Origin of the sequence: Capilliphycus salinus ALCB114379 (assembly GCF_047276495.1) — a bacterium.
GTDB lineage: Bacteria > Cyanobacteriota > Cyanobacteriia > Cyanobacteriales > Microcoleaceae > Capilliphycus > Capilliphycus salinus.
The window spans coordinates 3209230-3235699 of the sequence record NZ_CP178543.1; the positions used below are offsets into that span (position 1 = coordinate 3209230).

19 protein-coding genes and 1 pseudogene are annotated in these 26470 nt (G+C 45.5%); 15 read left to right on the forward strand and 5 right to left on the reverse strand.

Features of this window, described 5'->3' with window-relative positions; translation table 11 throughout:
* Positions 1-227: 227 nt before the first annotated feature.
* Complete coding sequence (gene pstS, locus ACL6C3_RS13215; RefSeq protein ID WP_413167628.1) at positions 228-1265, forward strand: phosphate ABC transporter substrate-binding protein PstS; 1038 nt, start codon at positions 228-230, stop codon at positions 1263-1265.
* On the opposite strand, the gene ACL6C3_RS13220 is transcribed toward pstS, so the two are convergent.
* Positions 1262-2134: a hypothetical protein gene (locus tag ACL6C3_RS13220; protein ID WP_413167629.1), complete on the reverse strand. Its 873-nt coding sequence runs from the start codon at positions 2132-2134 to the stop codon at positions 1262-1264. The two genes, pstS and ACL6C3_RS13220, sit on opposite strands and share 4 nt — an antisense overlap.
* 107 nt (positions 2135-2241) lie before the next feature.
* Here ACL6C3_RS13220 and rppA point away from each other — a divergent pair, with 107 nt between their 5' ends.
* Positions 2242-2940, forward strand: a complete 699-nt coding sequence (rppA, locus tag ACL6C3_RS13225; protein WP_413167630.1) for a two-component system response regulator RppA — start codon at positions 2242-2244, stop codon at positions 2938-2940.
* On the forward strand, positions 2937-4313 hold the full coding sequence (gene rppB / locus ACL6C3_RS13230) for a two-component system sensor histidine kinase RppB (RefSeq protein ID WP_413167631.1): 1377 nt from the start codon (positions 2937-2939) through the stop codon (positions 4311-4313). Before rppA ends, rppB begins: the two co-directional genes overlap by 4 nt.
* Positions 4314-4326: 13 nt before the next feature.
* Here rppB and ACL6C3_RS13235 read toward each other — a convergent pair whose 3' ends face one another.
* Complete coding sequence (locus tag ACL6C3_RS13235) at positions 4327-4848, reverse strand: hypothetical protein (RefSeq protein ID WP_413167633.1); 522 nt, start codon at positions 4846-4848, stop codon at positions 4327-4329.
* A 330-nt stretch (positions 4849-5178) separates the two neighbouring features.
* Here ACL6C3_RS13235 and ACL6C3_RS13240 point away from each other — a divergent pair, with 330 nt between their 5' ends.
* From ACL6C3_RS13240 to ACL6C3_RS13255, 4 genes are all read left to right on the forward strand, one after another.
* Entirely contained in the window at positions 5179-7035 is a 1857-nt protein-coding gene (locus tag ACL6C3_RS13240; protein WP_413167634.1) for an efflux RND transporter periplasmic adaptor subunit, read from the forward strand.
* Between the two features lie 34 nt (positions 7036-7069).
* Positions 7070-10216 carry an efflux RND transporter permease subunit gene (locus ACL6C3_RS13245; RefSeq protein ID WP_413167635.1) on the forward strand — a complete coding sequence of 1049 codons (3147 nt, stop codon included), beginning with the start codon at positions 7070-7072 and terminating at the stop codon, positions 10214-10216.
* 94 nt (positions 10217-10310) lie between these two features.
* Positions 10311-10787, forward strand: a complete 477-nt coding sequence (locus ACL6C3_RS13250) for a hypothetical protein (RefSeq protein WP_413167636.1) — start codon at positions 10311-10313, stop codon at positions 10785-10787.
* Between the two features lie 171 nt (positions 10788-10958).
* Entirely contained in the window at positions 10959-11861 is a 903-nt protein-coding gene (locus ACL6C3_RS13255) for a hypothetical protein (protein ID WP_413167637.1), read from the forward strand.
* A gap of 165 nt (positions 11862-12026) precedes the next feature.
* Here ACL6C3_RS13255 and ACL6C3_RS13260 read toward each other — a convergent pair whose 3' ends face one another.
* The 3 genes from ACL6C3_RS13260 to ACL6C3_RS13270 all read right to left on the reverse strand — a co-directional run bounded on the left by ACL6C3_RS13260 (position 12027) and on the right by ACL6C3_RS13270 (position 15164).
* Positions 12027-12509 carry a TerB family tellurite resistance protein gene (locus ACL6C3_RS13260; RefSeq protein ID WP_413168319.1) on the reverse strand — a complete coding sequence of 161 codons (483 nt, stop codon included), beginning with the start codon at positions 12507-12509 and terminating at the stop codon, positions 12027-12029.
* Positions 12510-12604: 95 nt separating this feature from the next.
* Positions 12605-14404: a M61 family metallopeptidase gene (locus ACL6C3_RS13265; RefSeq protein ID WP_413167639.1), complete on the reverse strand. Its 1800-nt coding sequence runs from the start codon at positions 14402-14404 to the stop codon at positions 12605-12607.
* 79 nt (positions 14405-14483) lie between these two features.
* Positions 14484-15164, reverse strand: a complete 681-nt coding sequence (locus tag ACL6C3_RS13270) for a Crp/Fnr family transcriptional regulator (RefSeq protein ID WP_413167641.1) — start codon at positions 15162-15164, stop codon at positions 14484-14486.
* Between the two features lie 741 nt (positions 15165-15905).
* On the opposite strand from ACL6C3_RS13270, the pseudogene ACL6C3_RS13275 reads away from it, so the two are divergent.
* The 8 genes and pseudogenes from ACL6C3_RS13275 to secA all read left to right on the forward strand — a co-directional run bounded on the left by ACL6C3_RS13275 (position 15906) and on the right by secA (position 26112).
* Positions 15906-19011: pseudogene (locus ACL6C3_RS13275) on the forward strand (GAF domain-containing protein).
* A 213-nt stretch (positions 19012-19224) separates the two neighbouring features.
* Positions 19225-19806, forward strand: a complete 582-nt coding sequence (locus tag ACL6C3_RS13280; RefSeq protein WP_413167642.1) for a hypothetical protein — start codon at positions 19225-19227, stop codon at positions 19804-19806.
* Between the two features lie 280 nt (positions 19807-20086).
* Positions 20087-20281 carry a hypothetical protein gene (locus ACL6C3_RS13285; protein ID WP_413167643.1) on the forward strand — a complete coding sequence of 65 codons (195 nt, stop codon included), beginning with the start codon at positions 20087-20089 and terminating at the stop codon, positions 20279-20281.
* Positions 20282-20543: 262 nt separating this feature from the next.
* Positions 20544-21083 (forward strand): inorganic diphosphatase, encoded by a 540-nt coding sequence (locus tag ACL6C3_RS13290; RefSeq protein WP_413167644.1) that lies wholly within the window; start codon positions 20544-20546, stop codon positions 21081-21083.
* A 26-nt stretch (positions 21084-21109) separates the two neighbouring features.
* Positions 21110-21469, forward strand: coding sequence for an aspartate 1-decarboxylase (gene panD / locus ACL6C3_RS13295; RefSeq protein WP_413167645.1), 360 nt, complete (start codon positions 21110-21112; stop codon positions 21467-21469).
* 205 nt (positions 21470-21674) lie between these two features.
* Entirely contained in the window at positions 21675-22532 is an 858-nt protein-coding gene (locus tag ACL6C3_RS13300; protein WP_413168320.1) for an MBL fold metallo-hydrolase, read from the forward strand.
* Positions 22533-22558: 26 nt separating this feature from the next.
* On the forward strand, positions 22559-23149 hold the full coding sequence (locus ACL6C3_RS13305; RefSeq protein ID WP_413167646.1) for a cytochrome C: 591 nt from the start codon (positions 22559-22561) through the stop codon (positions 23147-23149).
* A gap of 170 nt (positions 23150-23319) precedes the next feature.
* Positions 23320-26112: a preprotein translocase subunit SecA gene (secA, locus tag ACL6C3_RS13310; RefSeq protein WP_413167647.1), complete on the forward strand. Its 2793-nt coding sequence runs from the start codon at positions 23320-23322 to the stop codon at positions 26110-26112.
* Positions 26113-26470 lie beyond the last annotated feature (358 nt).

Sequence of the window (26470 nt, forward strand, 5' to 3'; positions counted from 1 at the left end):
AGACTAAACTCAACCTCACTCAAGATTGTTTCTTTAGTTAAGACCAGTTTAACACCAGGTTAATTTAGGCGATCGCCAGATTAACTTCTTTAAAGATTGGGTACGCAGAGACAAGCATTGACCGGAAAAGTTTAAAAAATTTAAACACTAGAAAAATCCTATCAAAAACTTTGATATAGTTACCCTATCTTTCTAGAAATTTCTATTTAAAAGTAGAGGTATTCGCCATGATTACTCTCAAATCGACTTGGCAACGAACCCTAAGCGCTTCGGTAGCCGCGGTTGCGCTTTCATTCGGTACAATGGGTCAAGCCATTGCGGTTTCTCTCAAAGGTGCCGGCGCCTCTTTTCCCGCACCCTTGTACAAACGTTATTTTGAGGAATTTAACAAAGATACGGGGATTACTGTTAGTTATGATGCCGTTGGAAGCGGCGCCGGAATTCAACAATTTATCGCCAATACCGTTGATTTTGCCGGCACAGACGCCCCTCCAGACCAGTCCCAAATCGATAAAATGTCAAAAGGAGTCGTGCAAGTTCCCACCGCCGGGGGCGCCGTCGCCGTTGTTTTTAACCTTCCGGGTGTCTCCGAGTTGAAACTTCCCCGATCTGCGGTAGCCGATATTTTCATGGGAAAAATCACCCAGTGGAATGACCCCAAAATCGCCAAAGCCAATCCGGGGGCGAATTTGCCAAATTTGCCGATTAAGCCCGTTGTGCGCGAAGATGGAAGCGGTACAACCTATATTTTCACCCGCCACCTCAGCGCCACCAGTCCCCAGTTTCAAAAAACCGTTAACGTTTCTCCCCTTCCCAATTGGCCCGGAAATCCCCTCAAAGGCGCCCAAAATGCGGGAGTTGCCAACCAAGTTAAACAAACGACCGGCGCCATTGGCTACGTTCAAGATACCTTCGCCCGTCAAAATAATCTCCCAACTGCCCAACTGGAAAATTTAGCGGGTCAATTTGTCGCGCCGACGTTTGAAGAAACAAATAAAGCGCTGGAAACTGTGCGGTTTTTGAACGATTTTCGCGCTTCAAATTTACAAGATCCAGAACAAGGTTATCCCATTGTGGGAATTACTTGGATGCTGGTTAAACAAAATTATGATAATCCCCAAAAAGCAGAGGCGGTTAAAAAGATGGTCGGTTGGGTGATGAGTGAAGGTCAGGGGTTCAATCAAGGTTTAGAATATACTCGCATTCCTCAAGCGGTTAGTAATAGTGTTGTTGAAGTTGTACAGCAAAGAGTTGCGGCCAATTAATAGGGAGAAAATTCGCTTTGTTTTCCGGCTTCTTCCCGTGCAACTTCCTGATTTCGACGATAAAGAGAAGCTCGATTTTGAGCGGTAGCATAGCGGGAAAATTCGGCGGAAACTCCTTCCATTAATTCTGCGGCTTCCTCCCAGGTTTCTGCAATTTCTGACCATTCTTGATCGGTTTGTGCCACTTCTCCTGCGGCTACGGCTTGTTGGGCGAGTCGAACGGCTTGAGAGAATTTTTCTTGATCGCTTAGTTCGTTTCCGGGGGTTGGTATTGGCGTCGGTGTTTCTGCGGGAATGGATGAGATGTCTTCGGGGCTGGAATTTTGTAAACTCAGCCATTGATAGACGCCGAAACTGACTAATAACGCCGCCAAACTGACCGCCATTCCGCCCACTAATCCCCGATTAAATTGTTGATTTTGATCGGGGTCATTTGTCGCGTCTATTCTCGGGTTTTGCCAAGTTTGGGCGGACATTTTGCTGTCTTGAATCATCCCGAGAATTTGTTGCGGGAGGGGCGGTTTTTTGAGTATAATATCTTCAGACCACAGCAGTTGAGTATTCGGGTTGCGGTTAATTTCTTCAAACCAAAGCAGTTGTTGGTTTTGTAAAATACGGCTATTAATTCTCACTCGCTGGATATTTCGAGGGGAAATAGATTCTAAAATATTCTCAATTTGGGGTACAAGAGTCCAGCGTTCAAGCTGTTCGGGTTGCGTCGCTTCACACAACAGTTGTAGCACGCCATCGACAAATATTCCTCGCGTTTTTATTCCCCTTTCTGCGAGTTGGGAGTTGAGAACTTGAACAAGGGCGACTATATTTCCTTGATGAGCTTGTTTTCTAATATCATCCGTTGAAGTAGACATTTTTGTTGGTTATGACTCACTCGCGAGGGGTTAAACAAGGTCAGAGACGAGAATAATACTATAATACATGAAAGTAGATGTCTAATTATCCTTGATTAACAATATATATGAAAATTTTACTTGTAGAAGATGAACCGGATTTAGGTGCAGCCATTAAACGCACGTTAACTCAAAACAGTTATATTGTTGACTGGGTAATGAATGGTGAAGAAGCGTGCGTTTATCTCGACAGTCAATGGACCGATTATACCCTCACCATATTTGATTGGTTGCTCCCCGGAATTTCGGGGCTTCAACTTTGTCAGATGTTGCGACAAAAAGGAAGTTCTATTCCCGTTTTGATGCTCACCGCCAAAGATACAGAAGCCGATAAAATTTTGGGTTTAGATGCGGGTGCGGATGATTATCTCGTTAAACCCTTTGGAATGGGAGAGTTATTGGCAAGATTGAGAGCCTTGTTACGGCGATCGCCCCAGTTAAAATCCGAACAATTAAAAGTCGGAAATCTTATTCTTGATTATCGCCTTTATACCCTATCTTGTCAAGAGCAAAATGGCAAGATTCAAACCCTTAACCTGACGAATAAAGAGTTTCAATTGCTCGATCATTTTCTGCGACATCCCGAACAGATTATTACTCGCGATCGCCTGTTAAATCAACTTTGGGAAGTGGGTTCGGAACCGGAAAGTAATGTGGTTGCGGCTCAAATTCGCTTGCTGCGTCGCAAACTTGCAGAAATTGGATGTGATCGTTATATTGAAACGGTTTACGGACTCGGATATCGGTTTTCTATCCCCAAAACATGAAACAAAATCAACTCTTTCAACAAACCCGTTGGCGTCTCGCGAGTTGGTATGCGGGAGTGATGGGAATTCTGTTAAGTTTATCGGGTTTGGGAGTGTATGAAGCCATCGTTCACGCCCATAAAATCACCGTTGATCGCGAAATAGAAGCCGTCGCCGGAACGTTACATGATAGCCTAGAAACGGTCTTAAAAACTCCCGAACAATTTGAGCCGGATGTTTGGCGGATTTTACCGGATTTATGTGTAATTGAACCGGAAAATGATTGTCAAAATAATGCGGAATCAACTCCGGTTAATCACAGCCATTTTTATCCGTATCCCCTCCATCAATATAAAATTTTAAGTCGAAATTATTACTCGATTCGACTGTTAGATTCTTCGGAAAATTTAATCGCCGTATCCGGTTCGGCATTGCCAAACTTACCGTTAAATTTCACTTCTGAACCTTGGCAAACTTTACAAGACCGTCGGGGAAATCGCTACTTATTTTATTCGACTTCATTACATACCCGGAATAATCAAATTTGGGGGCGGTTGCAATTGGGGCGCTCTCTACAAGATTTCGATCAATATTTGGCGAATGTTCGTTTAATTATGGGTTTGGGGTTGCCTTTAAGTTTAATTGGTGTAGCGATCGCCAGTTGGAAATTAGCCGAAATTGCCATGCAGCCTATTTATAAATCTTACCAACAAATTCAACAATTTACAGCCGATGCCGCCCACGAATTACGAACCCCTTTAGCGGCGATTCGAGCCACCGTAGAAACCACTTTAAATCAGGAAAATTTGAGCGAAAATCAAGCCCGAGAAACCCTAGAAGTTGTCGAGCGTCAAAATAGTCGCCTGTCTGAATTGGTACAGGATTTGTTGTGGCTGTCTCGCCTGGAACAAAACAGAATATCAGCTTCTCAGAATCCCTGCTGTATTAATGATTTAATTGCCGATACCGAAGAAGAACTCGCCGCTTTAGCCATTCAGTCTCAAGTTACCCTAACAACAGAAATACGGGTAAAAAAATCGGTTATCGTTAAAGGAAACGAAGCCCAACTTTATCGGGTAATTTTTAATTTGGCAATTAATGCAATACAATATACTTTACCCAGTGGAAAAATTACAATTCTTTTAGAAAGTAGTTTAAATTCTGCTATAATTCAAGTAAAAGATACCGGAATTGGAATTCCTCCGGAAGAACAAAGCAAAATTTTTGATAGATTTTATCGAATTAATAGCGACCGCTCTCGAACGACTGGGGGATCGGGTTTGGGATTGGCAATTGTGCGGGCAATTATTCAAGCTCATCAGGGTACAATTGAAGTCGAAAGTCAAACCGGAAAAGGGAGCATTTTCACCGTCAAATTGCCGTTAAAAACGTAATTAAATTCATCGCCTATTCGTGGGAATGTCCGTTACCCGATTCTCCGTGACCGTGAGATTCTGTTTTTTCGGGAAGCAAAAACTGCATTTCATCCCTAACCTCCGTATGCCGAATTATTCCGCCTTGAAATCCCGTCCACGACACCAACACCACCCCAATTAATGTAACGGTTAATAGGGTGATAGAAAACCAAGAGGGTCTTTTTTTATCGCCCGAAAACAACAGCAAACCCAGCAAACTCATCGATCCTAATATTTCCAAAGCGATTAAAGCTTGTTTGGCGACTTGATTGTGTTCGTGAATTAAAGCACCCGTTACATTGGGTAAATTCTGAACCGTTGCTGCGGCTTGATTGCCCGAATAAAAAACAGCTATGCTAATTAAAGCAATAGTAATAAAAGTCCAGTAACTTGCTTGGTGCAAATCTTCACTTTTTTTGAGCCAAGCATAGATTAGCAGTAAAAAACCAAAAATCATCCCGACAATCGGAAAATGATTTAGAATAAGATGTATATGCGTCCAACTGATATTCATTATTTTATCCTGGTGTTCAAAATAAATTTTGATAAATTAGCCTATATTCGAGACAATTTTAATGGTGTTCCTGAACAACCTTAAAAGATATAGAGCATACTTGATACAGGTGTTGCTTGGAAAAATCGAAAGCTCTAATCTCACCATAGACAGTTAGCTCTGCAATCGCATCTAACCGAGGAGAGAGTAAAGGCTATTACTCAGGAGAGAGAAATTTCATCCTCATTTCATTTTTCTGTGCAATACTCAAGCCATATTTTTAAATTCTGCCAGGGTCGGCGCCCAAGCAGATTTTACTGTTGATATTTTACCGTTATGAACTAGGCGAATATGATGAACCAGCCCTTTTATTCCCTATCATTTTTGAAATCTTCTGGAGTGCTTCTCAGTCTGATTTTATTAATGAGTCCAACGCCCGTTTTCGCCCACGCCGGACACGGAGACGAATTTCATAGCGAGTCAGAAGCCACAGTTCCAAGCGGAATTACGGTCGATAATCAAACCCTTCAGCGCTTAGGAATTCGGGTCGAACCCGTGACAAAAAACTTCATGGATATCGGGATAAAAACCACCGGTCAAATTGAAACTTTACCCCGAAAAACAGTAGAAATTACTTCACCCTTGGCGGGAAAAGTAATAGAATTATTAGTTGAACCCGGAGAGACAGTTACAAAAGGGGAAGTGGTCGCCGTTTTGTCGAGTCCCGAGTTAGTTTCACTGCGAGTAGAAGCGTTACAAAATCAAGCCGAAGCCGAAGCGCACCTCAAACAAGCCGAAGCCAATTTAGAACTCGCCCAACAAAATTATCAGCGCCAAAAAAATATCGCCGACGCCGAAATAGAACAAGCAAATAATCAATTAAAAGCCGCTAAACTCCGCTACGAACGAGATAAAGCGATAGTCGAAACGGGCGCCGTTGTTGGGGTGACGCGAGAAAATTATCAGCGTCAAATTGAAATCGCCGAAGCGGAAATTCAAGAAGCAGAAACCGCTTTGGAAGTCGCCCTAGAAAACTATCAACGGGATGAAGAATTAACGGGTGCGGGTGCGTTACCCCGACGCAACTTTTTAGAGTCAAAAGAACGGTTGGCCAACGCCAAAACAGCGCTCGCACGCGCTCAAAGTCGCCGGGATGTTTTGAGCGCAGAAACGGAAGTCAAACAAGCAGAAATAGATTTACCCGTGCGCGACTTGCGGGAGTCGGAAGCGTTACTCGCGGAAGCCCAAGCGCAGTTAATTCGGGCGAACCAAAAACGGGAAGTTTTGGAAGCCGAAGCCGAACTCAAACGCGCAGAAGCCGAACTCGAAGCCGCAAAATCCAATCTAAATTTGAGCCAAACCACCTATGAAACCCGACTTCAACAGTTAGGAACCAACGGCAATAACGAAGGCAAAGTTATCATTACTGCACCTATTTCTGGGGTGGTTAGCCATCGGGAAATCACGTTAGGTCAATCGGTTGATGCTGCGGGTTTGCCGTTAATGACCGTTCAAGATAATAGCCAAGTTTGGGCGACGGCGAACCTGTATGAAAAAGACGTTGCTCAAGTGCGTTTGGGTCAGAAAGTGAGGCTCAAAGTTAATAGTTTACCCAATCAAATTTTTGAGGGTCGCATCGCTCAAATTTCGCCCCTCGTTGAAGGGGAAACCCGGGCGATTCCCGTTCGAGCCGAGTTAGAAAATACCGAGAATTTACTCAAGCCGGGAATGTTTGCCGAGTTGGAATTAATCACCGAAAAAACCGCTAATTCTGTTCTGTCTATTCCCGAAAATGCAATTGTAGAAGCGAACGGTACAACCTTAGTTTACGTGCAGAACGGCCAGGATTTTACCCCCGTAGAAGTGACGCTCGGACAACAGTTTGCGGATAAAGTTGAGATTGTTCAAGGTTTATTTGAAGGCGATAAAATCGTTACCGAAGGCGCGATTCAACTTTACGCTCAATCCCTGCGGGGGGGAACTAAAACCGCAGATAAACATGAGGATGAAACCCACGGCGAACAGTCATCAGTTCAACCCCAAATGATGGGAATAGAAATGCCGCAAAGCGTACCCGGATGGTTGGTTTTTCCGGCGTTTGGGGCGATTGCTTCCGGGGCGTTTTGGTTGGGGCGTCGCAGCCAAAATACACCGGAAAAACGGCCGGAAGTTATCGACTCTTTGGTTAACTTAGACGAAACAATTTAGATTAAATTCACGGCAAACTTTTGACGCTTGACTTATGCTAGATAACATTTTAAAATGGTCGATAGCTCAACGCTGGTTGGTGGTCATCGGTGCAATTATCGTGACAGTTTTGGGCATTCATACCGTTTCTAAAATGCCTTTGGACGTGTTTCCAAACTTCGCACCCCCCCAAGTCGAAATTCAAACCGAAGCGCCGGGATTGGCACCCGAAGAAGTTGAATCTTTGGTGACTTTACCGATAGAAAGCGCCGTCAACGGTACCCCCGGTTTGGAAACCGTTCGTTCGGCTTCTGCGGTGGGACTTTCGGTGGTAAAAGTAACCTTTAATTGGGGAACAAATATTTATCTCGCCCGCCAACTGATTACCGAACGTTTACAACAAGCTTCGGAACAGTTACCCGACGGCGCAGAAACGCCCCAAATTTCTCCCATTTCTTCGCCCATCGGTACGATTATTCAGTACGCTTTTACCGTAGAATCCGGCGGAAAAACAACGTTAATGGACGTGCGAAGGCTGGTAGATAAAGACATTACCAACCGTTTGTTAGCCGTTCCCGGCGTGACTCAAGTGATTGCTTACGGGGGAGACGTTCGCCAGTATCAAGTATTAGTTAATCCGTCAAAATTACAGGCTTTTGATGTCTCCTTAGAAGACGTGACGGCTGCCGCAGAAGCCGCCAATACCAACGCGGCCGGAGGGTTTTTAATTAGCCCCGATAAAGAGTTATTAATTCGGGGAATTGGACGCATAGAATCGCTCAAAGATTTAGAACAATCCGCGATTACCGCCCGCCAGGGTACGCCCGTTTTATTGCGGGATGTTGCCGAGGTAAAAATCGGCGAAGCTTTGAAGCGGGGAGACGGGAGTTTGAACGGAAAAAGGGCCGTTGTTGTAATGGTAAATAAACAGCCTTTAGCCGACACTCCGACGGTTACAAAAGCCGTTGAATCCGCAATGGAAGAAGTGCGGGCCGGTTTGCCTTCCGATGTGGAAGTGACCGTTACTTTTCGCCAATCAGACTTTATTGATGCGTCGATAGAAAATGTTAGGGATTCCCTCAGAGATGGGATTATTATTGTTTCGATAATTTTGCTGTTATTTTTAATGAACTGGCGAACCGCTATCATTACTTTAAGCGCCATTCCCCTATCTTTGTTAATCGGATTAATGATAATGAATTTATTCGGTCAGGGGATTAACACCATGACGTTGGGGGGGTTGGCGGTTGCGATTGGTTCGGTGGTGGATGACTCGATTGTTGATATGGAAAACTGTTATCGAGGATTGCGAAAAAATCAACAATTAGAAAACCCCAAACATCCCTTTCAAGTTGTTTACGATACCTCCGTAGAAGTTCGGGTTAGCGTCCTTTTTTCAACCGTTATTATTGCGGTGGTTTTCGCGCCAATTTTTACGTTAACCGGCGTAGAAGGTCGCATCTTTGCGCCGATGGGAGTCGCCTATTTAATCTCAATTTTCGCCTCAACTTTTGTGGCGTTAACCCTCTCCCCCGCTTTGTGCGCCTTCTTACTCGCATCCCAACAATTACCCGAAGATGATACTTGGATTTCGAGACTTTCCCAAAAACTTTATCGACCCGTTTTAAAATTTTCTATTGAGTTTCCCAAAGTGATTATATTCACCGCAATTGCGGCTTTTGTTGCATCCTTAACCCTTTTTCCAACCCTCGGACGGGTGTTTTTACCGGAGTTTCAAGAACGCTCTCTTGTTAACGCAATGGTACTCTATCCCGGCGTCTCTTTAGAAATGACAAATCGGGCGGGTTTAGCCATTCAAGATGCGCTGATGGATGACCCCCATTTTTACTCAATTCAACTGCGTTCGGGACGGGCGCCGGGAGACGCGGACGCCGGCGGGGTAACGTTGGGACATTTGGATGTCGAACTCAGCGATTTGGGGCTAAAAAATCGGGAAGAAAGTATAGAAATCCTCCGCGAAGAATTTGCCAAATTACCCGGAGTCGCGCCGAATATTGGCGGGTTTATTTCTCACCGCATGGATGAGGTTTTATCCGGGGTTAGAAGTGCGATTGCGGTTAAAATATACGGTTCCGATTTGCAAGAACTTCGCAATATTGGCGCCCAAGTTCGAGATGTAGTAAGTGAAATTCCGGGAATTGTTGATTTGCAGCTAGAACCGCAAGTTCCGATTAAACAAATACAAATAAAATTTGACCGCTCGGCTGCGGCGCGTTACGGTTTGAGCGTTGGAACTTTATCGGAAATTGTGGAAACCGCCCTTAACGGTCGCGTGGTTTCGCAAGTTTTAGAAAATCAACAGTTGTTTGATTTGGTGGTCTGGTTGCAAGAAGAATATCGCAATAATTTAGATACCATTCGCAATTTGTGGGTCGATACCCCAGCGGGTTCTAAAATTCCTCTGGCGCAGGTCGCTAAAATTGACTACGGAACCGGACCCAATACAATCAACCGCGAAAATGTTTCCCGTTTAATTGTTGTTTCCGCCAACGTTTCCGGCCGAGATTTGGGGAGCGTTGTTGATGAAATTAAAGCCAAAATTAATCAAAACGTTCACCCGCCAACGGGTTACTTTATCCAATACGGCGGACAATTTGAGTCGGAAGAACGGGCTAGTCAAAACTTGCTAATTTTTGGGAGTTTAGCCTTAGTTGTTATCGCCATTTTCATGTATTTTGCGGTTAAATCTTTTTCTGCAATGCTAATGATTATGCTCAATTTACCTTTAGCAATAACCGGCGGAATTTTTTCCGTTGCTTTGGGTGGCGGCGTTCTTTCTGTGGCGTCTATGGTTGGGTTTATTACCCTGTTTGGTGTGGCGACCCGCAACGGTTTATTATTGGTCGATAACTACAATCAAAAAATTGCCGAAGGAATCCCCCTAAAACGGGTAATTTTCGACGGTTCAACCGAACGTTTAGTGGCAATTTTAATGACCGCTTTTACCTCCGCTTTGGGAATGGTTCCCCTCGCCTTTGGAACCGGAACGGGTAAAGAAATTTTGCAACCTTTAGCCGTTGTGGTGTTGGGGGGATTATTTAGTTCGACCGCACTCACGCTATTAGTTGTTCCGGCTTTATATTCCCAATTTGGACGATATTTGGTTCCCAAAACCAAGAAAGATACAGTCGTGATTCAAGATGTTTATTCTCCCGATGAAACTTCCATTTTTATAAAATAATTTTGGTTGTTTTTTCTGATTTATTGCTTAAAATTATGTACAATAGTTTTGGCAAAACATGACAGCCTTTCCAACTATTATAGGAGTCCAAACCATGAAACGCTTTTTATTCAATATTGTTATGATTAGCAGCCTGGGATTAACCGTTTTAACCGCCTGTTATCCCACTGAAACCGCTCAAAACACCGCCGAAACAGCCCCATCTCCCACCGCAGAAACCGCCTCAGCAGAAACCGCCTCAGCAGACCATTCCGCACCCCAAAAAGGCGGTCAAGTCGTCGAAACCGGCGCCTATCATTTGGAGTTTGTTGCTTTACCCGAAACGGATGGAACCCACATCGATTTTTACTTACAAACTGGGGACAGCCATGAAGCCGTTCCCGGTGCAAAAGTTATCGCTCAAATTCAGTTACCCAACGGCGAACAAAAAGCATTAGACTTAGAATATGATGAAGCCGGAAAACACTATGCAGTCTTTTTACCCGGAGAAGAAACCGGGGAATATAAAGTTGCTATCTTGAGCGATATTAACGGTGAAAAAGTGAACGGAAGGTTTAACTTTAGCCGATAAACAGTTAAAGCTTTATGAAATGGAAGCGGGTTTATTGAGGTTGCTTATCAAAATAATTCAATCTTTATAGACTCGCGTTAATGAAGAAAAGTAAATTTCATTCTGATTTCATAAAGTGATGTTATTTTCAACTTTATCACTCTTGAAAATTGAGTCAAAATATTTAAAATTATGAATCGTTTTCTAATTTCTCTCTTTGCGGTTCCATCATTATTGACTTTAATCCAAAGTTGTGCTGTTAATTTTTCCTCAAAAGATGCTTCTGTTCAAGCACAACAAACCCATCAAATGAACCATAATAGCGGCGAACATTCAAGCGCTCACCATCATCAATCTTCTACTCATTCCCATTCAAATCATAGTTCAGAATCGGCGAGTTTAACGAAAGCACAACTAACAAAACCCGCCGAAATTGCTGTTAATAAACCGCAGACGTTCTTGATAGAAATCCAAGATAAAACCGGAAAAACGATTACTGATTTTGAGACGTTTCAAGAAAAACTAATGCACTTAATTGTAGTTAGCGAGGATTTAGACGTATTTCAACATCTTCACCCCGAATATGACGGCGACGGTTTATTTAAAGTAGAAATCACCTTTCCCAAACCCGGAAGTTATACCCTCGTTACCGACTACAAACCTATCGGAATTTCCGAACAAGTTTCGGTTTTAAATGCTGAACTTCCCGGAGTTCAACTAACTTCATCTCTTAAAATTGATAAAAATATGAGTCAAATTTTAGAAGATACACAAGTCACTTTAACTTCTTCCCAACCTGTGCTAAAATCCGATCAGGAAGTGACATTAAAATTCAACCTCAAAGATGCCAAAACCAATCAGCCGATTAACGATTTAAAACCCTATCTCGGTGAACAAGGTCATTTGGTCATCTTTAAACAATCTAATCCTTTAACCAAAGCAGACTATATTCACGCTCATGCGCTCAAAAATACTCCACCCGATGAAGTGCATTTTATGACCAACTTCCCCGAACCGGGAACTTATAAAGTTTGGGGACAATTTAACCGCAATGGTAAAATTATTACAGCGAGTTTTTGGGTAACAGTTTCCTGAAGCGAAGATTGATTACTTAGAAATCAGTTAATTCAAAAAAAACCTCACACCAGTCACTTAAAAGAGAGTTCGCCAGTTCTAGAACGATGAATAAAACCGGAATTTGCGATCGCATTTTTCCCTTTTTTTCTGGCGAACTCCTCAAACCGTGAGACCAATCTCACCTTATTCTTCACCCTTGACAAAGGTGCCTAACTCCTCAGTCATCCGAGCCACTAAATTCCGATTATTAACGGGTTTAGCTTCGACTTCCGCTTCGATATTCTTAACAACATCTTCCGGTAAATCGAGCAATTTTACCAATTTGTGGTAAGCCGCAGCCTCTTCTTCGTTGATATTCGGCTCATTGGGAGTCCGAGCGCTCGCCCCAATCACTTCATAGCCCAATCTTAACACTAATTCCCGTTCTTCTTGAGTTTTCAACTTGGGAATTAATTCTTCTAACGGAATATTTTGCATCAAATATTCGGTTAATTCTTGTTGCAATTGTTCCTGTTCGGTTCCCACCGCAAACAAACGACTGAACTCATCAAGCATCAACGTTACTTCTTCCTGGGCTAAATGTCCATCGGCCCAAGCCATCGCCGTAACAACTCGTAACAAATTCATCTGACGGGGAGAAATAGGGGGTGGAGGGGGTGCTTGCATTGACATGATTTTAATTGTATGATGTTTGAAACAACAAATAATCTCCGCAAAAACAAATTTTGTTCAACTGTTTTGCTTCGATCAATTACATTTTCTCACAATTTGTGGTAAGGACATCCCAACCATCCTGAAAAGTTTCTTTGACTTTGCGGTGAGGGATCTTTCACCGAAGTAATTTTGTAGCTACTCGGGCGAGGTTCAGCGAGTGTTACCGAACAACTTTGTAGCTGATCCTGATGAAAAATGCTCAATTCTACCGTATCACCGGGTTGATAATCTTTCAGGCGATCGCTTAACTGTTGAGCGTTCACCCGGAAGCCATTTAAAGCCAACAATTCATCATCCGGATCGATTCCCGCCATCTGTGCGGGACTTCCCGCCTCTACAAATTTTATCAGTTCTCGACTACCATCGGAAACAACTTGTAAGCCGAGATAGGGAGTATTATCCGGTTTTTCTGCTTTTAATCGCAAGCCAAACGGTTCTAAATATTCATTAAAAGGTAACTCGTCAGTTCCGTGAATATATCGCTCAAAAAAGTCGGTTAAATCGGTTTCGGCGACGGACTCAATTACCTGTTTAAGTTGTTCGGGAGTGTAGCCAATTTCTTCGCGTCCAAACTCCTCCCACATTCCCCGCATCACATCATCTAAACTGCGTCGGTTGCGGGTACGTTCTCGAATCAACAAATCGAGTAAAAAGGAAACAACTTCCCCTTTCAAGTAATAGGAAATCTGACAGTTATCGCTATTAGAATCCCGGCGATAGAGTTTGATCCAAGCATCCCAACTCGACTCGCTCAACGGTTGAATTTTGCGCCCCGGTATGGTTTGTAAGCGAGTAATATCTTTTGACAACTCATTGAAAAAGGTTTTCAGATCAAAAATTCCCGCCCGCCAAGGAATGACCAAATCATAATAGCTGGTTGTTCCTTCACAAAACCACAACGACTGCGTATAATTTTCTTCATCATAATTAAACACTTCCAACGCTTTCGGACGAATTCGCTTCACGTTCCACAGATGAAAAAATTCGTGGGCGACTAACTGCATAAAGCGGTTATATTTCTCCGCATTCCGCAAGCCAAACCGAGGATAATTTAACGAACAACTGTCTTTGTGTTCCAATCCTCCAAAGCCTTGACTCGATAAATGCAGCAAGAACAAATACTGTTCGTAGGGTAAACCTCCAAACAGTTCGGCTTCTTCTTCGATAATTTTTTCAAAATCTTTGATTAACCTTTCGCTGTTTCCGTTTCCTTCCCCCCAAATCGCTAATTTATGGGGTTTTTCCCGCACTGTAAATTCATAAATATTGTGGGTTCCAATTTCAAACGGACTATCAATTAAGGTATCAATATCGACCGCTTTAAACGTATTGACTTGCTCGGGAACTTCGGGTAAACTTGTCGTAACTTTCCAATCTTTGGGCGGTTCAATTGTTACCCAAATTGGATGTTTTTCCCAACCGGGAATATATAATAATAGAGCCGCACTATTAAAATATCCGTGCGTTTGATCTAAATGATTGGTGCGAACCGTTAATTCGTTGGCAAAAATTCGGTATTCTATAAATAATTCATCACTATTTTTCAGATCGACCTGCCAATGATTTTTACTGACTTTTTGCCAAGTTCGGGGTTTTCCCGTGCGATCGTAGGCTTTAAACTCTTGCAAATGTCGAGCATATTCCCGCACCAAATAAGAACCCGGTGTCCAGACCGGCATTTTTAAATCCAAAACCCCAGATGCCAATTTCCTCAATTGCTGATCAACCCGAACAGACAATTTAACTTCAAACAGATGAGATTGGGGTTGAGACATCCCCACCCGATAGTGCATCACAGGAGCTTGTTCGGCTTCGAGACGGGGACGAGATTGAGTTGCTTCAGTCATTGAATTTGTGATTTTCGAGGGACAATTCGGTTGAAATTAAATCATAAACTTAAAAACTCTATTGTAATGAAGGAACAGATTATTGGCTAGCGAGATGACTTAAATGTTTGAGATTAATCAAGTGCATCGTCTGATTTTCATCATCGATTTCGATCCAGCCTTTGCTGTTTAATTTTTCCATAATTTTGCTTGTTTCTTCCAAGCTAATATCCGTCACATCGGCCAGATCTTGGTAAGGAATATTAAAAATATCCGCCCGTTTTTCCGTAATTTGACCGTAATTTTCCGCCAATTCAACCAAAGTATTGGCTAACTTCACAGCCGGGGGACGGTGGCGAATTTGGTAGCGTTGATTGGTTTGACGGAGGCGGCGTACCATCAACTGTAACATCCGATGGTGTAACTGGGGATCTTTAAATAACGTTTGAATAAATCGTTGAGCAGAAACGCTGATCAACCGGACCGGAGACAAAGCAATCACATCATTGGAGCGAGGGGATTCATCCAAAATTGCCATTTCTCCAAAAAAATCACCCCGGCCCAAAATTGCCAACGTTACCACATTATCACCCGACAAGCGTCGGACCTTCACCCATCCCGAAACAATAAAATAAACCGCATTGCCCCAAGCATCTTCCATCACGACGGCACGACTGGCAGGATAATCGTGCTTAACCGCCACGGACAAGAGCCATTCTAATGTCTCGGGATTGGCCCCTTTAAACAGGGGAAAAAGCTCGCTGAAAGCTTCAGTCTGCATGGAACTCGCTACAGTTGGAGATTAATCTAACTTGACACACGTTCGGCATTAACCGCAAGGGGTCTGAGGGTATATTGTCACTCGGCGGACGGCTAAAATCTGCTGCGAGCAACAAGCGATCACCATCCCAGCCTCGCGGCTCAAATGCCATCAACTTGCTCACGCAGTCAAAGGGTACTGGCGAACCCAAGCCCCAATCCCTCAAAATTGGACCGGGAGGCATCGTCAGAAGCGCTCAGAAATCAGCTACTCAATTATATCAGTTTCGAGATTTTCATTGAACAGTTTACCCATCCGGTTTTCGACTGCCAACAGGCCACTCCCACTTCCGCCATCGGTCGGCCACTTCCGTCACTCTCGAAAAAGGGGGATCAACTGTCTAGCCGATGTCAACATCACCCTTTATACTGTTAACTAACTAACTTCTCTAGCATCCATTGATACACTCAACTGTTGGGCGATCTGTCTGTTGTGATCCAAAATTGGGCGACGAGACACGCCAATCCAATCCGCGCCTGACCACTCAAATCAACAGTTGGTACAAGTAAGCACATCTTTTTGGCACCCATAAATGCAAAAATTGATCCGGGATATCAAATCAAACAACCGACCGACTGATAGCCTCAACTGAGGAAAAACCCCGATCAGTATCATCTCAAGACAAGAGCTAATTCTCCCGATAGCGACTGTCAATTTCATTAAAGATAATATTTAAAGTTCCGGTCTTTTTGGTAAAGGTCTATGAAATCTGCATCTCCAGGCAATCCCAAAGAGCAAACAGTCCTCAGAACCCTTGAGGTTACTGTTGAGGAGGATAGCCAAAACCGTTATCCCTCTCATCGAAACGTGAAATCCTCAGCCAGCCCAGATCACCTACCCCCCGGTCAAGCGACAGCCCAAGCCCACAGTAGTGGCAGTGCGATCGTGCGCTCAACCAATGGCGGTAATTTTTCCTCATTTTTAGCACCTTTGACAAAAGATACCTTTGTCGAGGTCGTTAAAGATGTCGAAGAAAAGTTAAAAACCGTCAATCAAACCCTGTCGCTCCTCGACAATTTACTCGATGCCCAAGGTTTCGAGGCGATCCTCAATGAAATGCTCTGTTCGATCACCCTCAAAACCGGAGAACTACTCAGCGCCGATCGCACAACCATATGGTTGCTCGACGATGAAAAACAAGAACTCTGGTCAATTGTCGCCAAAGGAGAAGATGGCAACCCCCTAGAATTGCGAATTCCAAGTAGCGCCGGAATTGCCGGAGAAGCAGCCACCTTTAAAAAAGTTGTCAATATCCCTTACGATTTTTACGACGATCCCCGCTCCGCCGCCGCCAAGGAATTTGACCGTAAAAACGGCTATCGCACCTACACGATGGTGGCGATGCCCCCTCCTCAACGAAGAAGAAGAATTGGTCGGCGTCGTCCAACTCCTCAATAAACTCAAACTCGAAACCGATCCCGAAGCCCCCCTCGAAGAAAAAATCGATACGCGGGGCTTTACCGAAGACGACGAACAACTGTTCACCGAATTCGTCCCCTCCATTCGCCTGATCCTCGAATCCTCCAAATCCTTCTACGCCGCCACCCAAAAACAACGGGCCGCCAAAGCCCTGATGAATGCGGTTAACTCCCTCAGTAAATGTAGCCTCGATCTCCAAGAAACCCTCAAAAACGTCATGGATCAGGCCAAAGAACTGATGAACGCCGATCGCAGTACCCTTTGGCTACTCGATACCGAAAAAGGCGAACTGTGGACCAAAATCCCCATCGAAGGCAAACTCACCGAAATCCGCATTCCCGCCACCGCCGGATTCGCCGGCATGGTCGCTCAAACCAAAGAACCCCTGCTGATTCCCTTTGACGTCTACGAAGACCAGCGATCGGTTAAATCCAGAGAAACCGACCAAAAAACCGGATACCGCACCTGTAGCCTCCTGTGTATGCCCGTGTTCAACTCCGACGATCAATTAATCGGCGTCACCCAACTGATTAACAAGAAAAAACAGGGCGAATATCCCCCCTACAACCCCGAAAATTGGCCGGAAGCCCCCGAACAGTGGAAAGCCAGCTTTAACCGCAATGATTTAGAATTCATGCGGGCTTTTAACATTCAAGCCGGGATCGCCCTGCAAAATGCCAAACTGTTTGAAACCGTCCGCCAGCAAGAACAAATGCAGCGCGACATCCTTCGCAGTTTGACCAACGGCGTCATTTCCACCGATCGCAACGGCAAAATTATCGCCACCAACGAATGCGCCCGGGAATTACTCGGGTTGAGCGAAGCCGATGTCACCGCAGACCAATATGTTCCCGATCTGATCCATCTCAAAGAAGGAGACTTTAGCAAATGGTTTGAAGCCGCCCTTCATCCCAAAGACACCAAAGACCGACAGCAGTATTATCCCGATCAAACCCTATTATCGGGTGCAGCCGAAGAACCTCAAAGTATCAACCTCTCCATTAACTCCATGTCCGATGTCGTTGACCCCAACAAAGTCAGTGGGGTTCTCGTCGTTATGGAAGATATTAGCGGCGAAAAAGAAGTGAAAAACCTGATTTACCGCTACATGACCCCGGAAGTCGCCGAACAATTACTCGCCAGCGGCGATATCGGCTTGGGAGGGAAACGAAAACACGTTACGGTTCTCTTTAGCGATATTAGAAGCTACACCACCCTCACCGAAAAGCTACAGGCCGAAGAAGTTGTTACCATGCTCAACGAATACTTTGAGGAAATGGTAGACACCGTACTCAGCTACAAAGGCACCCTTGACAAATATATCGGCGATGCGTTAATGGCCGTATTTGGTTCTCCGGCTCCCCTCGAAGACCATCCCTGGATGGCCATGCAAGCCGCCGTCGAAATGCGCTACCGTTTGGCCGAATTTAATCAAGCCCGAGTCGCTCAGGGGTTGATGCCCATCAGTATCGGGATGGGACTGCACTCCGATGAAGTCGTCAGCGGAAATATCGGTTCGAGTAAACGCATGGAATTAACTTCTATTGGCGATGGGGTGAATTTGGCCTCCCGCTTAGAAGGCACCAGCAAACAATACGGCACCGATATTATTATTAGCGAAAATGCTTATCATCCCTACGCCGAACGCTTAATTGTTCGCGAACTTGACTACATTACCGTTAAAGGGAAAAGTAAGCCCGTCAAAATTTATGAGTTGGTCGGCATTCGAGAAGGAAAACTCGCCCGTCCCCTCTCTGAACCAGAACAAAACATTATCAACCACTATCACAAAGGACGGGATTATTATCTCAAACCCGCCCGAGAAAAACTCAGCGACCAAGATTGTGTGAACTTGCTCGAACAGTTGGAAGAATTGTCCGACGCTCAACTGAAAAAATTGTCTTACAATGACAAAGAAATGCTCGAAGAAATGCTCTTGGAGTTGTCTCTTGAAAAACTGGTTGAAATTCTCGGAGAAAATACAGTTGAGCGTCTCGAACTTGCAGCTTTAAAAGCCGGTCCCCTAGAAGAAGCGATCCTCAACGTTAAAGACAAAGTTAAAGCAATTACCCCTCGCGATAGCAAAAAATTATTGATTGCCAAACTTAAACAGTTCAGCAGCACACCCCAAACCCAACAAATGCTAGAAGACGAAGCGAAAGAAATGTCGCTTCCTCAGTTGAGAAAGTTGATCGACCTGGCGAAAAAAGAATTTGCAACTCTAGCCAAAGAAGCGTTCAGAAACGCCAAGCGAGAATTTTTGGAGGTGTTGAACATCGATCCCAAAAATAAAGCCGCCAAACTACACGTTGAACGCTGTATTTTGTATGAAACCACCAAACCCCCCGGTGAAAGCTGGGATGGCGTTTGGAAATTGACCGAAAAATAAAAATCGGCTAGAGAACAATCCCGATCTCGGCGTTCTCTAGCGATCGCCACCCCTGAGGTTGAAAACATCCAAATGTTAATTTTAGATGCAATTTTGATCGGATTGAGAGTGTAACCGAATAAAATTGGTATAGAATTAATAAAATCTCGGGAATATTCACCGATAAAACTCATGCGATAGACATCACAATTAGAAAGACTTCCTGCTGGAGATATGACTAAACTGAGTACCCATTTTTCCGATGTAGAATGGCTGGAGAAGGTTCACAATCTATTGATTGACATTGCTCGGGCTTCACTGGCTGACTTACCTCGCTTACCGGAAAGCGTCTCGACAGAAGCACTTCCCCTCGCACAAAATGCCCAGATCATTCAACAAAACACCGCTAAATTTTCCCATCACCTCAACTGGCAGCAACAAAGCCAATGGTTGCAAGAGGTTCATCAACTGTTGATCGAATTATCTCGCATCGCCTTATCCGAACGGCCCAAACTCCCCGAAAACATCGCTCAAAGGGCCTTGATGCTGGCAGAAACCGCCCAAGATCTGCGGGACAAACTGCCCGAAGCCAGCGAAACCGAATGGGACAACGAAACCGAAGCCCCAAACCCCGACCCCCAAAAACTAGATGAATCCTCCACCTCTCCCGAACAGTTACTTCAACAACTGCAAACCCATCTAAAAGCCCAACAGGTTCGCAGCCGCAACCCTCAGTTACCCCAGTGGCAACAAGTTTTAACCCTGCTTGATGTCGTCGCTGAAATCTACAAAAACATCCCTCGGTCGGACCGTTGAGAAGCGGCTTATTCCTGTCGGCTCGATGAACTTACCCCGAGGATAATTATCTCAAAAAAGGGAGATTTCCTGATGTTTAAATTAATTCATCAACAAACGTAAACCGATCAATCAAATCCCCCCAAAGATTCCATTTCGGCAAACGAGATTGATTTCCTCAAGGTCAAGAAACCCCTAAAATCTGTCAAGAGGAGGAGTCAGCCCATCCCCGGCTTTTATGCTATACTTGTTGAGTAATAGTTAGCAAAACATACGCTCCAAAGCTTAAAACAGATTTTGTATGGAATCCGATAGTCAACCTCCGAGTGCCTCTAGTCATTCTAGCGACTGGTTTGCCAATTTTGTGGGAACAGTCATAGCCCTAATCACGCTCGCGCTACCCCTACTTGCGATCGCCCACTATTCCCCCAGTCAAGGTACAACTTGGCAATCACCCCCCTACCCGATGCAAAACATAACCAACAATCAACCCTAGAGGCAACTGTCAACTTCCCCTCAAAGGAATCAATGTAGAAAAACCCGGAGTTCTGCGGTCAAACCCTTCTTGAAACCAAAACCGCAGGAAAAGGACTATCTTGGGCGAAGACGGGGATTCGTCTCAATTCCGAATTTCAGGGTTGGCTCGAAAGCGCGATCGCTCCTAGAATGCTAAATGGGAGATGATCAAATTCAACCTGTAGAAAATTCCACAGGCCAACCGTGACCGCTCCCTGAAAAAATAGCTTGGAGAACAATCAGTGGATTTATCGCTCATTACACCCCAGCCCGAGCCGGGACTGATCAACGTGTTAATTGAAATTCCCGCCGGAAGCAAAAATAAATACGAATACGACAAAGACTTACAAGCCTTTGCCCTCGATCGCGTGCTGTATTCCTCCGTACAATATCCCTATGATTACGGGTTTGTTCCCAATACCCTCGCAGACGACGGCGATCCCCTCGATGGCATGGTCTTAATGGATCAGCCCACCTTCCCCGGATGCGTGATCGCCGCCCGACCCATTGGTATGCTAGAAATGATAGATGGTGGCGATCGCGACGAAAAAATCCTCTGTGTACCCGATAAAGACCCCCGCTATAAACTGGTGAAGTCACTCAATGATATTGCCCCCCATCGCTTAGATGAAATCGCTGAGTTTTTCAAAACCTACAAAAACCTCGAGAAAAAAGTCACCGAGATTCTCGGGTGGAAAGACGTTGATCAGGTTAACCCCTTAATCGAAAAGTGCATCGCCGCCGGGGATGCCAAAGGTCGAGACTCAGATGCAGAAAAATAATATTGGTGAAGTCCTGAGGTAAAACCATGTACCGAACGCTCCTATTGGCGAAAATTCACAACTGTACAATTACGGAAGCCAACTTAGACTATATCGGTAGTATCAGTATCGATCAAAACTTGCTCGAAGCAGTCGGTCTTGTGGTCCACGAACAAGTCCAAGTGGTGAATCTAGCCAATGGAGAGCGATTTACAACCTATGCTATAGCAGCACCAGCCGGATCGGGCGCCGTAGAACTCAATGGTGCCGCCGCCCGCTTGGGAATGAAAGGCGATCGCATAATCATCATGTCCTACGGACAGTTGACTCCAGAAGAAATCAAAACCCACATTCCCAAAGTGGTTTTCGTAGACGAAAAAAACCGAATTCTTCAGGTTCGGGGCTAGAATAAAACTGGTGCTTCACTCATAGAAATTTCAATCCCACTTAAAATACTCGGTGCAACTGTTCAAGACTCGATCGATCCCTCCCAACCTTTTGGGGCGATCGAGCCAACAAAATCTCACAATTTTAGTCCTACGATTAAGGTAGAATACCACAACGATGTCGTCAGTTTCCGATCCATCCGCTCAGAGTCAACAGCCTCCCGTTATGATCCCGGAAACCAACCCCTCACCAGACTTTTACGTGAAATTTTGGGGGGTCAGAGGAACAATTCCCACACCAGGCCATCAAACCGTTCGCTATGGGGGGAATACCTCCTGCGTAGAAATGCGCTTGGGGAAAAAACTCCTCATTTTTGATGCGGGGACAGGTTTAAGAGTCCTGGGTATGGACTTACTCAAAGAAATGCCCCTCGAAGCCTATATGTTCTTCTCTCATACCCACTGGGATCACATCCAGGGCTTCCCCTTCTTCGTACCCGCCTTCATCCCGATCAATCGCTTCCACATCTACGGCGCGATCACCCCCGATGGTAGCACCATCAAACAAAGACTCGCCGACCAGATGGTTCACCCGAACTTTCCGGTTCCCATGCACGTCATGCAATCGGATATGAAATTCTATGACATCGTACCCGGAGATGTGGTATCGCTTGAAGACATTAAAATCGAAAGCGCACCCTTGAATTATCCCAATGGCGCCGTCGGATATCGGGTCAGTTGGCAGGGACACACCGTCGTTTACTGTAGCGACACCGAACATTTTCCCGACCGGCTCGATGAAAATGTCTTACACCTGGCTCGCAATGCCGATGTCCTCATTTACGATGCCACCTACACCAACGAAGAATACTACCATCCCAAATCTCCGAAAGTCGGTTGGGGACATTCCACCTGGCAAGTCGGCGTAGAAATCGCCAAAAAAGCCGGAGTCAAAAAAATCGTCATGTATCAACACGATCCTTACCACGACGACGACTTTCTCGATCAAGTCGAAGCTGAGGTTCAAGCCGTCTTCCCCGAAGGCATCGTTGCCCGAGAAGGAATGCAGCTTAAAATTAGCTAAGTCCACCGTAGAAAAAACCGGCCCCCGTGAATCAGAAAATCCCAGTCGGACGGCCCAAATCCGATTTTCAACGCCAGTTTTTCCCACTCAGACCCCGTTCTCTGCGGGTACTGCTGTTGGCGATTATCTTTTCACTATTGGGCAACTTCAGCGCTAACAGTTTAACCCCAGTCTCAGCGATGAGTCCCGACCCCTTAGCCATCCCCTCCAATCAAATCGCTACCGTTGATCGGGTTCCCCCCCGCTTTGAACTCGGACAACAACTCTATCTCGAAAACTGTTCCGGCTGTCACATCGCCCTACCCCCGGAAGTCCTCCCCTCCCAAACCTGGCGCCAAATTCTCCAAGATACCCAACACTACGGACGCCAACTCAAACCCCTCGTCGATCCGCCCCGACTCCTGATCTGGAACTACCTACAAACCTTCTCCCGTCCCCTCAACCTCGAAGAAGAACAACTTCCCTTTCGAGTCGAGCGCTCCCGCTTTTTCAGAGCAATTCATCCGCGAGTCGAATTTTCTCAACCCATCTCCGTCAACAACTGCCTCAACTGCCATCCGTCCGCCTCCGAGTATAATTTTCGCTCCTTAACCTCAGAGTGGACAGACTCCCCGTGATCCGATCGCTGAAAACGGTTTTTCTCCCCTCAAACCCCAAAAACCATCCCAAAAAAACAACCCCTCACAGCCAAACGATCAACCAATACCAACGAAAAGATCCAGCAAGTAGGCATCAATTGCTACAATAAGCAATAACTTCTCGTCGGTGTAAAGGTCCTGTTGTTGCCATGCTGAAAGCTCTGCTGGGCGATCCAAACGCTCGCAAACTCAAGAAATATCAACCGATTGTCACAGACATAAATGTTTTAGAAGAAGACATTCATGCACTCTCCGATGAAGAATTGAGAGGAAAAACCGGAGAGTTTAGAAATCGTCTCGAAAAAGCAAATTCCCGTGAGGAACGAGAGCAAATTTTAGACGAAATTCTTCCCGAAGCCTTTGCAGTGGTCCGAGAAGCCGCACTGCGGGTTTTGGGAATGCGCCATTTCGATGTGCAGCTTTTGGGGGGGATGATTCTTCACAAAGGCGAAATTGCCGAGATGAAAACCGGAGAGGGAAAAACCCTCGTCGGCACTCTACCCGCCTATCTCAACGCCCTATCCGGTCATGGGGTTCATATTATTACGGTTAACGATTATCTCGCCCGCCGCGATGCCGAATGGATGGGTCAAGTTCATCGCTTTCTCGGGTTGAGTGTAGGATTGATTCAGCAGGGCATGAGTCCGGAGGAACGTCAGAGAAATTATCGCTGTGATATCACCTACGCCACAAACAGCGAGGTGGGCTTTGATTATCTGCGCGATAATATGGCAACCTCTATGGATGACGTGGTTCAGCGTCCGTTTAATTTTTGTATTATTGACGAAGTAGATTCGGTTCTCATTGATGAAGCCCGCACGCCCCTGATCATTTCCGGTCAGGTCGAACGTCCGAGCCAAAAATACATTCGCGCCGCTCAAGTCGCCCGCGCCCTGGAAAAAGAAGAACATTACGAAGTTGATGAAAAAGCCCGTAACGTCCTTCTCGGGGATGAAGGCTTTGCCAAAGCTGAAGAACTCCTCGGGGTAAAAGATTTGTACGACCCCAATGACCCTTGGGCGCACTTTATGTTTAATGCGGTCAAAGCCAAAGAACTGTTTGTCAAGGACGTTAACTATATTGTTCGCGATGGCGAAGTCGTTATCGTTGATGAGTTTACCGGGCGGGTCATGCCGGGACGCCGCTGGAGCGATGGTCTTCACCAAGCGATCGAAGCCAAAGAAGGGGTTGATATTCAGCCGGAAACTCAAACCCTGGCAACCATTACCTATCAGAACTTCTTCCTGCTTTATCCCAAACTCTCGGGAATGACCGGAACGGCGAAAACAGAAGAAGTTGAATTTGAGAAAATCTATAACCTGCAAGTCACGATTGTACCCACAAATCGCCCCACAGGTCGGGCGGATTTATCCGATGTGGTCTACAAAACCGAACTCGGAAAATGGAGTGCGATCGCCTCTGAATGCGCCCAAATGCACGAATTGGGCCGGCCGGTACTCGTCGGAACCACCAGCGTGGAAAAATCCGAGTTGCTGTCCCGGTTGTTGGCCGAACGCAGGATTCCCTATAATCTGCTCAACGCTAAACCCGAAAACGTTGAACGGGAATCGGAAATTATCGCCCAAGCCGGACGAAAAGGGGCGGTGACGATTTCCACTAACATGGCCGGTCGCGGAACTGATATTATCTTGGGCGGAAATGCTGACTTTATGGCTCGGCTGAAAATGCGAGAATATTTTATGCCCCGCATTGTTAAGCCGGATTCGGAACGGGAACTCGCCATGAAGCGCGTATTTTCTGGCGGCGATCGCTCGGGCGGCGAAGGCTTTGGCGGAGATGTCAAAAAAGGGAAGTCTTGGAAAGTGACCCCGCAAATTTTTCCGACAGAACTCTCGCGGGCTACCGAACAAAAATTAAAGGAAACGGTCGAATTTGCCGTGTCTCAATACGGGGAACGCAGTTTACCCGAGTTGCTCGCCGAAGATAAACTCGCGATCGCTTCGGAAAAAGCACCGACTAACGATCCGGTGATTCAACGCTTGCGAGAAGTTTATAAAACGATTGTCGCCGAATACGAACATTATACCGAGCGCGAACACGATGAAGTGGTTGAACTCGGCGGCTTGCACGTGATCGGTACCGAACGTCACGAATCGAGGCGGATTGATAACCAACTGCGGGGACGGGCCGGACGACAGGGCGATCCGGGATCGACTCGCTTCTTCCTCAGTCTACAGGATAACCTGTTGCGGATTTTTGGCGGCGATCGCGTTGCCGGTTTGATGGATCGCTTCCATATTGATGAGGATATGCCCATTGAGTCGCCGATCTTAACGCGATCGCTGGAAAATGCTCAGAAAAAGGTGGAAACCTATTACTATGACATCCGCAAGCAGGTGTTTGAGTACGACGAGGTGATGAATAACCAGCGTCGGGCGATTTATGCCGAACGCCGTCGGGTGTTGGAAGGTCAGGATTTGAAAGAACAGGTGATCAAGTACGGTGAGCAGACGATGGATGACATCGTTGATGCTTATATTAACCCCGATTTGCCCTCTGAGGAGTGGGATTTGGAAAATGTGGTCAGTAAGGTCAAAGAGTTCGTTTATCTGCTTTCAGACTTAAATGCAGACCAGTTGATCGATCTCAGCGTTGATGAGATTAAGACGTTCTTGCACGAACAGTTACGCAACGCCTACGACATTAAGGAAGCCCAGGTTAATCAAATTAAGCCCGGTTTGATGCGAGAAGCCGAACGGTTCTTTATCTTGCAGCAAATTGATACCCTCTGGCGCGAACACCTGCAACAGATGGATGCGTTGCGCGAGTCGGTTGGGCTGCGGGGCTACGGTCAAAAAGATCCTTTGATTGAGTACAAGCGCGAAGGTTACGAACAGTTCCTCGATATGATGACCGATATTCGCCGGAATGTGATTTATTCGATGTTCCAGTTTCAGCCTCAACCCGCAACCAGCGTCTAGCTTTAGATTTATTTAACACACTGATGGGTTGACAACCTGAAATTATCGTGTATATTGGTATCAGTGTGAGGAGTGAGGTCTGTAGAAGAAGCGCTTGGGGTCGAAACACGGCCAGACTCCCAGGTGCTTTTTCCATTTTTCGGAGAACCTCTATTTTAAAGTGTTTGGCGAGTTGTATATTTACAAAGGCGTCGAACGAAGGATAGCCAAAAGTCTGACTATACCTGCATTTTCTTGCCGATTGCAACAGTGCCGATTGCAAGAGTACCTAGCGCGAAGCACTTCGTTAATTGAGCTTGTTTATTGTGTTCCGAAGTCGCTGCAAAAACAATCGGTTCCCAACTTGAAAAATAAGTCA